The organism is Halorubellus litoreus (assembly GCF_055378595.1).
Map to the genome: position 1 here is coordinate 579,150 of NZ_AP043834.1, position 13,560 is coordinate 592,709.

Here is a 13,560-nt window from a genome sequence, read left to right on the forward strand (position 1 = left end):
GCCAGCCGAGCCCACCCGAACGTGCCGCAACCTGTTTAACTCGCTCCGCTCGTACGTTTCGTCGAACGTGCAACTCGGGCTCGTCGTCGCGTGGACGTCCGTCGTCGTCGGCGCGGCGAACCTCGGCCTGCTCGCGTACCTCCGGCGGCTCTCCGAGCGACCGGGCTTGACGTGGTTCCAGGGCGTCATCGCCGCACAGACCGTCTTCTGCGCCGCCTACGGCGTCGGACTCCTCCTCGGCGAAAGCCCGCTCCGCGACCCGCTCCTCGTCCTCTACTGGGTCGCCGCCATCTGGATCGGCGTCGCGTACCTCGGGTTCGCACTCGTCTACACGGGTCGGGCCAGGTACGTCCACTCCCGTCCCTTCCAGGGTATCGTCGGCTTCCAGTCCCTCGGCACGCTCGTCGTCCTCACCTACCCGTTCCACGACTACGGCCCGACGAACGTCGAACTCGTCGAGTACGGCGGCGTCCGCGTCCTCGAGTACACGCACAACGCGTTCGTCGTCTTCGAGTTCCTCACCGTCGTCTCGCTCGCCACCCTCGGCGTCGTCCTCCTCATCGACACCGTCGTCAGCTACGGGCCGCTCTACCGCAAGCACGCGCTCGCCATCGCCGTCACGCCACTCCCGCCGACGGTCGCGTTCAGCGCGTGGCTCCTCGAAATCGGGCCGTTCTACCCGCTGAACCTCACCGCCATCGCGTTCTTCCCGCACCTCGTCCTCGACCTGTACGCGCTGTTCGGCGAGGACATGTTCGAGTTCCCGCCCGCGACCCGTCGACGCGCGGAACGCGCCGCGGTCGAGGACCTCGGGAATCCCGTCGTCGTCGTCGACCCGGACGACCGCATCGTCCGCCTGAACGCCGCCGCCGTCGACGCGCTCGGCGTCGACGAGACCGTCGTCCTGGCGACCGACATCTCGAGGTACCTCGAACCGGTCGACGACGGGTTCGACGGCGACCACGTCCGCATCGCCGACGACACGCGAGCGCGGACGTACGCTCGAACCCGGAACCCGCTCGACGACGGCGCCGGCGGCGTCGTCGGGTACACCGTCGTCCTCCAGGACGTCACCGCCGAACGGCGCCGCGAGCAACGCGTCGGCGTCCTCAACCGCGTCCTCCGACACAACCTCCGGAACGACCTCACCGTCGTCCTCGGGAGCGTCACCGCGGCCGCCGAAGCCAGCGACGACCCGGCGGTCGTCGACCTCCTCGAGACCGCGGCCGACCAGACCCGCGAGCTGTCCGCGCTCGGCGAACGCGCTCGCGAGGTCGAAGCCACGATGTCCGGGTCGGTCGTCGCCGACGAGGTCGTCGACGCACACGCCGTCCTCGAAGCCGTCCGCGACGACGTCACGGGCCGACATCCTGCGGCGACCGTCGACGTCGACGTCCCCCATGACTGCCGCGTGACCGCGGACCCGGACGTCCTCCGCGTCGTCTTCGAGAACCTCGTCGAGAACGGCGTCGTGCACGACGACGGCGACCCGCGCGTGTCCGTCGCCGTCACCAACTCCGGAGACGCTGTCGCCGATGGAGTGGACGGGAACGGAACCGTCGCCTCCGCTGCCGACGGTGGCACGGTCACGTTCGCCATCACGGACACGGGCCCGGGCATCCCCGGCCACGAACTCGACGTGCTGGACGCTCGCGAATCGGCGCTCGAACACGGCAGCGGCCTCGGCCTCTTCGTCGTGAACTGGGGCGTCAGCACCCTCGGTGGCGACGTCACGTTCGACGCCACCGACGACGGGACGCGCGTCCTCGTCACGCTCCCCGGCGCCTGACGCCGTCGGCCCCGACGCCGGGCGAGCCAAGCGCGGCGTTCGCGCCGGTACCCCTTTCGTGGCGCGCGCCATAGGACGCGCAATGTCATCGCCACGCGTCGTCGTCTGTCGGAACGAGGTCGACCCAGCGCACGCGTACCACTGCGACGCGCTCGCCGCGTCCATCCCCGATGCGGTCGAACTCGACTACGCCGCCGGGGAACGCCCCGACCTCGGGGAACTGGACGCGGTCGTCCTCACCGGAAGCACCGCGGGCGTCTACGAGGCCGACGAGTACCCGTGGATGCACTCGCAGATGGCGCTCGTCGAGACGCTCGTCGAACACGAGATTCCGACGCTCGCGGTCTGCTTCGGCCACCAGCTCGTGAACGCCGCCCTCGGCGGTCGCGTGGAGGCCGACGAGACGACGGCGCGTCTCGTCGACGTCGACTTCGCGGACGACCCGCTCTTCGACGGCGTCTCGCCGGTCGTCCCCGCGGTCCACGGCGACAAGGTCGTCGAGCCCGCGCCCGAGATGGAGGTCATCGCGACCACGGACTACTACGACGCGTTCGCGACCAGGCACCGGTCGGCGCCGCTGTGGAGCACGCAGTTCCACCCCGAGTTCACCGCCGCGCACCGCGACCGACTCGACGCCGACTACGGCTGGAGCGACGGCGAGTACTCGTTCGCCGACGTGAACGCCGGTCGCGTCTACGCGAACTTCACGCGCATCGTCGCCGACGGCGACTGTTGACGCACCGTCCCAGTCCGGAACTCCGCGCTCGTGTCGTCCAGCGGCCCTGAGAAACCGAACTGACTGGCTGGTGTTACCGACGAGTTACACCGGCTCGACGAAGCCGTCGGGGATGCCCGAGGTCCGGCCCTGCTCGAACAGCGCGACGACCGCCTCGTACTGGTCGTCGCCCTGCGCGAGCAGGTGCCGGCGGTCGACCGCGGGGAACTCGTCGCTCCCCAGGACGTAGGTGTTCGTCCCGACGACGTAGTCCCGGTTTCCATCGATGGGCTCGCCGTCGACGCGAACCGACTCGACGGTCCCGTCGTCCGCCACCCCGAGCGTCGCACCGGCGACCTGCAGCCAGCACGCGTACGCGCCCGGTCCTCGTGCCGCGCGGTCGTCGGTCACCACGCTCTCCCGAAGCAGTCGCGAGAGCGTTCGCCCCGACACCTCGATGCGACAGAGCGGCGCCGCGAACGGAACGAGGCCGACGACGTCACCGCGCGACACCGTCCCCGACAACCGCGGGCCCTCGCGGATCGCGAGCGTGTCGAGGACGCCGACGTCCGCGCTCGCCCCCTCCCGGTACGCGGTCGCGACCAGCGACCCCGCGCGCTCCCGGCCCACGAGTCGCTTCGCCGTGTCGCGGACGAGCGGCTCCTCGAGGTAGCCGACCGTGTCCTCCAGCCCGACGCGGTACCGCTCGGCCTGCAGTATCTCCGCGACCGACTCGTCGACGACCGCACGCTCGACGTCGTGGTCGTCGGTCGTCACGCGCTCCCCGTCGAAGTCGAGCTCCCACACCACCTCGCCGTTCACGCCCGGTCGGACGATGGGCGTCCCCGACACGCGCTCGCGGCCGACGCGATGCACGTGCCCGGCGGCGATGGCGTCCACGCCCTGCTGGCGCGCGACCGTCCGAACGACGTCGTCGCCGGCGTGCGCCAGCACGAGCACCGCGCGAACGCCGTGGTCGCGCAGCTCCGAGACCGCCGTCCGCACCGCTCGAATCGGGTCCTCGACCGCGAGCGAATCGGGGACCGACGCGTCCGGGTCCGTGATACCGACCACGCCGAGCGCACCGTCCGCGCGGTCCACGATCGTCCACGGCGCCGCGTCCCCGAACGGCTGCCCGCCCTCCATGACGTTCCCCGTCACGTACCGCGCCGGCGACTCCCACGTCACCTCCCGAGCGGCCGTCCGCCCGTGGTCGAAGTCGTGATTCCCGAACGTCGCGACCGCCGGCGACACCGCGTCCTGGAACGCCAGCGCGTGCTTGCCCTTCGTCGACAACCCCAGCACGCCCGGCGCGAGCGTGTCCCCACCGTCGGTGACGACCGGGTCGTCGCCGCCCTCCTCCCGGAGGACGGTCGCGAGCCGGCCCGCGCGCTCCGGGCTATCCAGTCCGGCCTCCACGTCAGCGTAATGCAGCACTCGCACGAGTTCGTCTCAGCGACTCGTACCCGGCGGGGGGCCGTAAGCCGTGCGGTCGCGCACGTAATTCGCCGCACGCTCTGGACCCCCGGCTCGCGGCCGGCCCTCGGTCGCGACTGAGCGCGTCGACGCAGGCTCGCATCGCCGGACCGAAAAGGACGGAATGTTGGTATGAACTATGAACAGACATACTCCAGCTTTGATGAACGCGGCCGCACTCTCGTTGATGATTACAGCATGGCTCGTAGTTCCCAGAATAACAGATGATGGTTTGTTCGGTGATGTGTTATTCCTCGGTGCGGCTATGATCGGCATAACTGGTTCGACGCTGGCTCTCCGAAACATACGCGCTGACTGAGGTCGGTACGTTCGCGAGCCACGATACGGACGAGGACGGCGTCGAGGTCCTCCTCCCCCGCGTCGTTCAGGTTTCGTCGTCGAAAACGATTCTGACGACGAACTCGCCGTCGTGCCGCTTCGAGGAGTAGACTGGACTGCGGCCGATGGCGGTCAGGCCTCGGGAGCGTCCTCGCGCGGTCGCTTCCCGACGACCTCGAGGTCGTCGCCGACGGCGAGTTCGCCGCCGTCCTCGCTCTCGTGGACGCGACTGAGCGCCATCACCTGGTAGTAGTGGTCGAGCGCGTCCGCGTCCGCCCAGTCGGGCATCGTCGCCTCGCGGCGCTCGACGAACCGCGCTTGGAAGTCCTCGATGACGTCGCCGGTGTCGGGGTCGCGGCTCGGGACGACGCAGCGCGCGCAGCACCCGGCGCCCTCGAACTCGACGTCGCCGATGCGGAACGCGACGACCTCGTCCTCGCCCGTCCAGAGGCGGTCCTCCCAGAACGGCTCCGCGTCGACGACGACGTTCGCCCGGAACCGCCGCCGGACGTTCACGGGGTCGAGGTCGAACCAGTCGCCGATGGCCTCGAGCGTCCCCGTCGAGATGACCGCGGGCCCCTTCGCGTAGTCGCGGTCGACGAACCCGCCGCCGGCGTCGCGGACGAGCGCGACCGGATAGTCCAGGAACTCGCTGAACCACGCGTTCGCGTCGCCGCGCTCGCTGTCGAGCGCGAACGACACCGCCTCGTCCGCGGGTTCGTCGTGCTCGCGGACGGTGAGCGTGCGCGTCTCCGGGTCGTAGGAACTGCGGACGCGGTGGAGGGCGGGTTCGCGCGTCGCGTTCACGAGCTCGCGGTCGTCGTCGAACAGCGCGAACTCGCGGTCGTACCGCAGGCGGCCGCCGACGAGGTCGGCCGTCTCGACCGGCATCGGGTCCAGGGACTTCACGGGATGGGTCACGAGCGCGTCGACGGTCGGCATACCAGCACTCCCGGGCGCCGACGGCGTGAACGCTTCGGTCCCGGACCCCGAGCCCGCGTTTTCTCGATAACTCACTCCGTACCGTGTGCGTTCGCTTCGAGCGTCTCCAGCGACACCTCGTCGAGCACGGACTCGTTCGTCGCTTCGAGCACGACCGGCGGCGCAGCACGCGCGTCCAACGCCTCCAGCCAGCGCGGCAGACACACGCACCACCGGTCACCCGGCTCCAACCCCGGGAACGATAGCTCTGGGCGTGGCGTCCGCAGGTCGTTCCCCATCACGTCCGTGAACTCGAGGAACCGCTCGGTCATCACCGCACACACCTCGTGGCGGCCCGGGTCCCGCTCCGGGAGCGCGTGACAGACGCCGTCGCGCTGCACGCCCGTCTCCGGGTCCGTCCCGCACGACGCGAGCGGTTCGCCGTTCACGTTCGACTCCGCGGTCGTCTCGTCCGGCGCGTTCATATCACGTCGTTGCGACCGCTCACGGAAAACCCTCCGCGGTCCGGAAGACATGTCGGGGTCGGGGCTCAGCACTTCGAGTACGACTGCGACCCAGCGATACCGGTCGGCTGTAGTCGCACCTTCGTCACCGCACCCTGGGGCGTCGCCACCGTGATGGTCGCTTCACCGCCGTTCTCCAGCGGTGCTCGCGTTCCGTTCAGTCGCGCACCACGTATCTCCGCGACGTCGAACGTCATCCGGACCATCCGCGACGTGTTCGTCAACTCGCGGACGTGCTCGCCGTCGTCGACGAGCGTGTACCGCGACGCGTTCGCGGTCTCGTTGTCCAGGCTGAGTTCCGCGTGCACGTCCCCGTCGGTGTACAGGACCGTCGTGTTCGACATGTTCACCATCGTTCCTCCCGGGCGCAGTCGGACGTGCACCCAGGCCTCGTCGACGCCTGGCGGGTTCGCGCTGACAGTACAGGTGCGGTCTTGGACCTGGACGCCGCCGACGACCTGCCCGACCGCTTCCTCCCCGGCGTCGGTCGCACGATCGCCCATCATGCCCGCCATGTTCACGATGACGCCCGCCGCGATCGCGGAGACGATGATCATCGCGACGAACATCACGATGATACCGATACCGACCTGCCCGCGGTCGTCCACGACGGCGAGCGTCCCCAGTTCCCGGCCGCTGTCGTCGAACTCGGCGCGGCCTCGCCCGCGGTCGTCGTCCCCATCGACGCTCGCGGACCGGGTAATCATGCAGACCCCTTACGATTGCACCACGAAAAGCGTTCTTGCCGCGACGACCCGTCAACACCCGACGTAGGACTGGTCCTCGCTGAGTCCGTTCGGTGCGCGAACGCTCGCCGCGTCGACCGTGCCGCCGTCGACCACGAGTTCCAGGGATGCACGCATTCCGGATTCGAGCGGCGCACCACGAATCGTCTCGACGGGAACGACGAGCGTCAGCGTCTCGCCTTCGACGATGCTCGCGTCGAACGCACCGGTGTCGTTCACGAGGCGAGCGGTCGTCTCGGACGCGTCGACGCCGACGTCGAGGGTGGCGGTCGTCGTCTCGTCGCCGTACCGGACCGTGGCGTCCGAGAGGTCGACGCTCCCGTTCCCCGTGTACCGGATCGACGCCGTCACGGTCCCGATGCCGGTCGTCCCATCGTCCGCGGAGACCGTGCAGCGACTTGCCGAGAGGCCGACCTCCGCCGGGTCACCCGTCTCCCCGCCTTCGGTCGCGACCACCCAGAACGAGCCAGCGAGGAGCGCGGTGACGATCGCGAGCCCGAGGAATACGATGCCGACGGTGACGGCGCTCGCGCGGGTTCCAGCGACCGCGCCGTCACCGTTTCGCGCCTCGTCTCGTCGCGGCATTCGTCAGGACGAACGCTGTCGCACCCCCTAAACTCACGCTTCGGTTCAGCGCTCGAAACGAACGCCGAACCCGAAGCATGCGCCACGTTGACATCCATCCCATAGTTTTTTGTCATTCGGCGATTTTTGTTGGACTACCCTGCGACGCCGACCCCTCAGTCGGCGTCCAGAGCGAACCCAACCATGTACATCGACCACATGAAGTCGGCGACCACTCGCGGTGTGAGTGGCAACGCCGTCACCGGGGAAGGTGACTATGCCTCCCCGGTCGACGGCGCCGACGAGCAGTGGTCCGATGTGCGGGCGAACCAACGGGGTCGCTCCTTCGCTCGGTCCGTTCTCGTCGGCGCCACGTGACACCGATCGTGACGTGAGCCCGGCTCGACGCTGACACCGTCGAGGCGACGCCACGTCCGTCGCCGACGCCCGGACCGAGAATCCTTCTCGGCCACTCGTCGTCGACGGCCAGGCTCCGTCACTGGTCGTCCTCACGTTCCGACTCACCACCGAGCACGGAGTCCGCCGTCCATCGCAGCGCGCGACGGCAGACCCCCTGGACGAACGCGACCGCGTCGACGCTGGATGCGGACGCGACCGCCCCGGCCTCGAACCGGGGTCGAACAGTCGCATCGCTCCCCACCGACCAGCCCCAGCGCCGTCCACCCACCGGACGCCCCGACGGCCCGCAAGCCCCCACCCACGCACGGAGGAACCGGCGGCCCAGTGGCCGCCGGATGCTCGTGCACGCCGCACCGCTGACGCAAGCCCCCACCCACGCACGGAGGAACCGGCGGCCCAGTGGCCGCCGGATGCTCGTGCACGCCGCACCGCTGACGCAAGCCCCCACCCACGCACGGAGGAACCGGCGGCCCAGTGGCCGCCGGATGCTCGTGCACGCCGCACCGCTGACGCAAGCCCCCAACACGCCGCGACCGTGGATGAAACGGCATCCCGCGACCCCGCTCGGGTCGTGCGCGTTCGACTCGCGACGGGCGCCTATGGTAGCCCAAACCATCAGGCACCGATTCGAGACGACAGCTCACCTCACCGTCCGCGTCCCCCACGGCGCCGACGGCGACATGACCACCGGTGCGCGCACCGTCCTCCGACGCCTCGACGCGCTCGACGGCGTCGAGATCGAGCGCGTCACCGGCATCACGCCCGGCCTGAACGCGCTCGAGGTCGACGTCGAGGTCACCGCGACGCTCGTCGTCACCGAGGCCGTCGACGACGACGAAGCCCGTGCCACGCTCGAAGACGGCACCGGTATCGAGGCCGTCCACGACGTCGCCATCGAACCAGCAGCGAGCGCGTAACGATGTAGGAACCACCCGCGACGGACCGAGACCGGTCCGTCACGAACCACAGTCAGTCCCGCTCCGTGGGCAACAGACAGCCGCGCCGAGCCGTCGACAGTCGACTACAGCGACCTGAACGGTAGCGTCGCGAGCGACCCGGCGTCGTACGCGAGCGCGTCGCGCTGCGTCGTCCCCGTCGGCGTGACGAGGTCGACGACGCGCGGCGCGTCGTCGGCCGCCCCGCTCTTCGCACCGCCGAACTGCCACTGGGTCGCGTTCTCCTGCACGTTCCGGAACGCACCGTAGTCCTCGGAGCCGACGACCGGTACCACCTCGCCGTTCGGAACGTCGACGTCGCTCAACGTCGCCTTGTCCACGGACACCGTCGCGGTGTTCGCGGCGCGGTCCACGACGAGCGTCGGCGCGCCGACCTCGTTCCCCGACGCGTCCGTGACGTGCTGGTCGTAGCCGCTCGCGGCGATCCGGTACTGCCAGGCAGCAACGAACTGGGCGGTCACGGAGAGGTCGCCGAGTTCCGTCGTTCGGCCGCCGGACGCCGCCGGGTCTCGCAGCCAGACCGCCAAGAAGTGCGGGCTGAAGTTCCCGGAGTCGTACGCGTCGTAGAGGTTCGCGACCTCGAACGTGAAGTCGTACGTCGACGCGGTCTCGCTCACCTCGAACCCGCGGAGGTCGAACGCGCCGTCCTGGAACGACGCGTCCGTCGGATACGTGTACGCGCCAGGGCCGTCGTCGTCACCGGCGACGTCGTCGAAACTCGCTATCGTCACGCCACTGCTATCCGCGGGCCGCAGACGCATCGCTGCGCCGCCGCTCGCGCCCAGCGAGAGCGTCCGCGAATCCCCGGCTTCGACGCGGTAGTCGGAGATGGCGACCTCGGTCGGGTTCGACTCGACGCCGGTCCCCTCGGCGTCCACGTACTCCGTGACCGCCCACCCGTCAGCCTGCGCGGAGAGGAAGTCGAGGTTCACGGTGACGTCGCGCGCCGTCCCGTTCGTCATCGCACCGAGGAACCACTCGCTCCCCGAGCGCTTCGCGGTGACGACGTACTCGCCGATGCTCGAATCCAGCACGCGCGTCTCGTCCCAGTCCGCCACCGGGAGGTTCTCGATGAAGTCGAACTCGGGCACCGTGTCGTGGTTCTCCTTCGCGGGGTCGACGTTCCCGTACTCCGCGGCGACCGGCGAACTCCCGCCTTGCTCGCTGACCGCTATCGTGTTCAGGTTGAACCCGCCGACGTCGTCGGCCCCGAGCTTCACGGTCACCGTGTTCTCGCCCGCTTGCAGTTCGACGGGCTCCGTGTGAACCGCCCAGTCGTCCCAGTAGTCCGTGTACGCCGGCTGGATGGTGCGCTCGCTCCCGTTCACGACGAGCGTCGCCTCCGGGCCACCGTTGTCGACGACCGCTTGTGCGTTCTCCTCCGCGTCGCTCGCGTACCGCAGGTGGATGTCGTACGTGCCCGCGCTCTCGACGTTCTTCACCGTGAACGAGGCCGTCGCGCCGTCGGGTTCGCGGTTCGGGTCCACCGGGACGTAGTGCGCGCCGTACGCGTTCCGCCACTCGTCCGCCGTGATCATCCCGTCGAGCTCGCCCGATTGGGCTTGCACGAACTCGCCGACCTCCAGCGTCGGGTCGACGTACGCCTCGATGCGGTCCGCGGCCATCTGGATGCCGCCGAGGTACGTCGGGTACATCGCGAGTTGCTTCGCGCGCGTCGTCTGGATGCGGCCCGAGTCGTCGTCGTTGAACGTCACGTCGAAGATACCGGGCTGGTAGCTCGTCGGCCCGGCGAGCATCCGCGTGAACGGCAGGAGGACGTGGTGGTCGCGGCCGACGTCCGCGCCGAGTTCACCGAACCCGTCGTACTCCTGGGCCTTCACGACCTCCCGGGCCGCGACGTTCGGGTACGTCCGTATCTCGCCGGTCGGCTTGATGCCCTCGTGTATCTCGAGGAGCTGGCGGTTCGCCGCCGCCCGCCTGATGGCGAGTCGATGATGGTTCACGGCGGTCTGGCAGTGCTGGTTGTGCGTCGCGTACGACCCGTCGCCCTCGAACCCGAGCCCCGGGTCGGAGACGTACCCGTTCTTGATGGAACGGACGCCCTCGGCCTCGTATTCGTCGAAGACGCCGGCGTTCTCTATCTCGTCCTCGTAGTTCACGATATTCCCGGCGGTTTCGTTGTGGATCGTCATCTCCACCGGTGTCGGGAGGTTCGCGCCGTAGTCGGTGACCGTCGGGACGTCGAAGTCCGGGTACGAGTCCGCGACGCCCATCTCGAGGCCGGTGCCGTCGCCGGGGTACGTGTCCCAGCCCTCGTTCCACCCTTCGACGAGGACGCTGTCGATGCCGTGCTCGCTCGCGAACCGCATGTACCGCTGCATGCGTTCGGTGCGCGCGCCGTGGACGTACGACGCGGGGTCGTTCCCGTTGCTCTCTATCTCGCTGTCTGACTTGTACTCCCAGTTCGCGCTCCCTGCAATCATCGTCCACCAGATTCCGACGTAGGATTTCCCGGTTATCCAGTCGGTGTCGACGCCCCCGCTCCCGTCGCCGGGAAGCACCGAGTCGTCGCGGGCGTCCGCGAGCAGCGGGACGAGTTCGGACTCGACGAGGTCGCCCGGTCGGTCGCCGACCTGGAACGTCCGCCACGGCGTCACGTGCGGCGCGCTCGCCTGGACCTTCGTGCCGTCCGGGAGCGGCGCGAGTTCGACCGCGAGTTCGTTCCCGCCCGCGTCGTTCTTCGCGGCGAGACTCATCGTCGCGTAGTCGTCGAGGTTCGACTCGTGCACGGAGAGGTACGTCCCGTCGTCGGCGCGCATCGTCAACGGCGTGTGGACGCCCTTCCGGACCGTGTTGTCGTTCGGCCGGATGGTCTTCGACCCCGCGGGGACGTCGCTGAGCGCCGTCTCGCGGTACTCCTGTTCGAACCGCGGGTTCACGAACTCGTTCGCGATCCACCACGACGTGTAGTCGCCCGCGACGTTCACCTCGGTGTTCTCCGAGGTGATGGTGAACTCGCCGAAGTCGTCGTCGAACGCGACGCGGAACCCGACGCCGTCGTCGAACGCGCGCACCTGGAGGTTCGCCGACCGCGAGGGCGCACTCGTCTCCGCGAGGCCGATGGTCCGGTACGCGTAGTCCTCGCTGACGACGTCGTAGTTCCCCCACTCGGGCTCCCAGGTCTCGGTGGCTGTCCCGCTCTCGCTCCCGGTGACGGTGACGTCCGGCCCCGAGCCCGCGATGCCGGTACCGAACGTCGCCTGATTCGCGAAGTTGAACCCGATGGGTGAGGCGTCGACGTGCGTGGTGTCGTCGTAGCTGATACTGTACGTCGGGACGCCCGTGGAGACGTCGACGGTGACCTCGACGCGACCGTCGGGGGAGGTGACCGTCTGGACGTCGGACGCGTCGCCGCTCGTCACCTGCGCCGTCGCGTCCGTCGGGACGGTGGCGCTGTACGCGGATGCGGCGATGAGGCCCGTGAGCCCGCCGAGCAACCCACGTCGGCTGTGTAAGTTCTTACTCGCACGCGAGTTATCCTCTGTCATGCCATCAAGCGTGATGACCGTGTTCGTAATAAATTTTCATCCAGTCCGTAGCTGGATGACACGAACTCCACCGGGACTGGACGGTTCCCGGGCACCGCGACGGTCGGGCGAGCGGTAGATGCTTCACGATGGCCCGAGACTACCCGGGCACCACTGGGGCCGGAGCGAGATGCGGCCCCGCCGCCGCAACCAACTACCCAAAGATTTACTATTTATCCCCGTGAAGGTGGAGTCGTTATGGCAGACGAGCAAGACCTTCGCGAACAGATGGAAGATGCATTCGGTGGCGCCGACTACCCGATCTCGAGCCCGATGGACCTCGTCCCGGCGCTCCCCAACGGCCCGGGCACCCGCTTCGAGTCCGGCGACTTCTCCATGACAGCCATGGAGCTCCAGACGAAGCTTCCCGGCGGCGACTTCCCCTACGACGACGTCGAATCCTTCGTCGACGACGTCATCGAGAACCTCAAGGACGAAGGCCACATCTGAGGGCCCGCTAGCGTCCACCGCGACGGGCGCACACCACGCACCTTCTCTCGAAGTCACCCAGTAGCGACCGCTCAGCCACGACCCGTCGTCGGAAACCGGGACGTGGTTGCGAGCTCGGATGCGCTCGCGAACCCGAGCGTTCAAGCGCACGACGAGCCAAGGACGGCCCAGCACCGTGGCCTCTGACACGCTCCCTGCCGTCACCGTCGTCGACACCGAACTGCTGGGGACGCCCGGCGCGCACTCCGCGTTCCTCCTCGAAGCGCCAGCGCCTGTGCTCGTCGACGCCGGCGCAGCACCCGCCGCGGACGTCGTCGAAGCCGCACTCCACGACCGCGGCGTCGGCGCGCACGACCTCGCCGCCATCGTCCCGACGCACGTCCACCTCGACCACGCCGGCGCCGTCGGCGACCTCGCAGCGCGATTTCCGGACGCGACCGTTTACGTCCACGAACGCGGCCTGCCCTATCTCACCGACCCCGACCGCCTGGAGCGACTCGCGGCGAGCGCACGACGCGCGGTCGGCGACGAGATCGCCGACCAGTACGGCTCCCCGGTCGTCGTCGACGACGACCGCACGGTCGCGCTCACCGACGGCGATACAATTCCGGCCGGCGACCGCGACCTCGACGTCGTCCACGCCCCCGGCCACGCCCCCCACCAGGTCGCGCTCTCCGACCCCGAATCGGGCGCGCTGTTCGTCGGCGACGCCGCGGGCATGCACTACGGTGGGGCACTCCTCCCGACGACGCCCGCGCCCGACTTCGACCTCGACGAGTCGCTCGACACCATCGCTCGCCTCCGTGACCGCGAACCGTCCGCGCTCTGCTACGGGCACTTCGGCGTCCGCGAGGACGCCACCGACGCGCTCGACGCGTACGCCGAACTGCTCCCCGAGTGGGTCGCGGCCGTCGAGGCCGCGCTCGCGTCGAACGAATCCGCGGACCGAGCGGAGTTGGTCTCGGCGCTCCGCGAGGACTGGGCGAGTCCGACGCTCGAACGCGACGTCCAGGGCGTCGTCCACGCGCTCGACGCGGACCGCTGACCGACGGCGGTTGCCGCGACCCGACAACCGTCACACACCTTTATCGGTCCGACGAGCGCACTGTCAC

11 protein-coding genes are annotated in these 13,560 nt (G+C 69.3%); 5 read left to right on the plus strand and 6 right to left on the minus strand.

Going from position 1 to position 13,560, the window contains the following annotated elements; translation table 11 throughout:
* Positions 1-67: 67 nt before the first annotated feature.
* Positions 68-1,789, plus strand: a complete 1,722-nt coding sequence (locus ACZ48X_RS02610) for a sensor histidine kinase (RefSeq protein ID WP_336351131.1) — start codon at positions 68-70, stop codon at positions 1,787-1,789.
* 82 nt (positions 1,790-1,871) lie between these two features.
* Positions 1,872-2,525: a type 1 glutamine amidotransferase gene (locus ACZ48X_RS02615; protein WP_336351130.1), complete on the plus strand. Its 654-nt coding sequence runs from the start codon at positions 1,872-1,874 to the stop codon at positions 2,523-2,525.
* 84 nt (positions 2,526-2,609) lie between these two features.
* On the opposite strand, the gene ACZ48X_RS02620 is transcribed toward ACZ48X_RS02615, so the two are convergent.
* From ACZ48X_RS02620 to ACZ48X_RS02640, 5 genes are all read right to left on the minus strand, one after another.
* Entirely contained in the window at positions 2,610-3,947 is a 1,338-nt protein-coding gene (locus ACZ48X_RS02620) for a bifunctional metallophosphatase/5'-nucleotidase (RefSeq protein ID WP_336351129.1), read from the minus strand.
* A 504-nt stretch (positions 3,948-4,451) separates the two neighbouring features.
* The gene (locus tag ACZ48X_RS02625) at positions 4,452-5,261 is read right to left on the minus strand and encodes an MOSC domain-containing protein (RefSeq protein ID WP_336351128.1); all 810 of its coding nucleotides are present in this window, start codon (positions 5,259-5,261) and stop codon (positions 4,452-4,454) included.
* A gap of 71 nt (positions 5,262-5,332) precedes the next feature.
* Positions 5,333-5,725: a DUF2237 family protein gene (locus tag ACZ48X_RS02630; protein WP_336351127.1), complete on the minus strand. Its 393-nt coding sequence runs from the start codon at positions 5,723-5,725 to the stop codon at positions 5,333-5,335.
* A 65-nt stretch (positions 5,726-5,790) separates the two neighbouring features.
* A complete protein-coding gene (locus ACZ48X_RS02635) occupies positions 5,791-6,471 on the minus strand; it encodes a hypothetical protein (RefSeq protein ID WP_336351126.1) in 681 nt (226 codons plus the stop codon).
* A gap of 51 nt (positions 6,472-6,522) precedes the next feature.
* A complete protein-coding gene (locus tag ACZ48X_RS02640; RefSeq protein ID WP_336351125.1) occupies positions 6,523-7,095 on the minus strand; it encodes a hypothetical protein in 573 nt (190 codons plus the stop codon).
* A 998-nt stretch (positions 7,096-8,093) separates the two neighbouring features.
* Between ACZ48X_RS02640 and ACZ48X_RS02645 the strand changes: the two genes are divergently transcribed.
* Positions 8,094-8,411: a hypothetical protein gene (locus ACZ48X_RS02645; protein WP_336351124.1), complete on the plus strand. Its 318-nt coding sequence runs from the start codon at positions 8,094-8,096 to the stop codon at positions 8,409-8,411.
* Between the two features lie 104 nt (positions 8,412-8,515).
* Here the strand turns inward: ACZ48X_RS02645 and ACZ48X_RS02650 are convergent, their stop codons facing one another.
* Positions 8,516-11,959, minus strand: a complete 3,444-nt coding sequence (locus tag ACZ48X_RS02650) for a glycoside hydrolase family 97 N-terminal domain-containing protein (protein WP_336351123.1) — start codon at positions 11,957-11,959, stop codon at positions 8,516-8,518.
* Positions 11,960-12,196: 237 nt separating this feature from the next.
* Here ACZ48X_RS02650 and ACZ48X_RS02655 point away from each other — a divergent pair, with 237 nt between their 5' ends.
* On the plus strand, positions 12,197-12,448 hold the full coding sequence (locus tag ACZ48X_RS02655; RefSeq protein ID WP_166041777.1) for an MTH865 family protein: 252 nt from the start codon (positions 12,197-12,199) through the stop codon (positions 12,446-12,448).
* A gap of 175 nt (positions 12,449-12,623) precedes the next feature.
* Positions 12,624-13,493: an MBL fold metallo-hydrolase gene (locus ACZ48X_RS02660; RefSeq protein WP_336351122.1), complete on the plus strand. Its 870-nt coding sequence runs from the start codon at positions 12,624-12,626 to the stop codon at positions 13,491-13,493.
* Positions 13,494-13,560 lie beyond the last annotated feature (67 nt).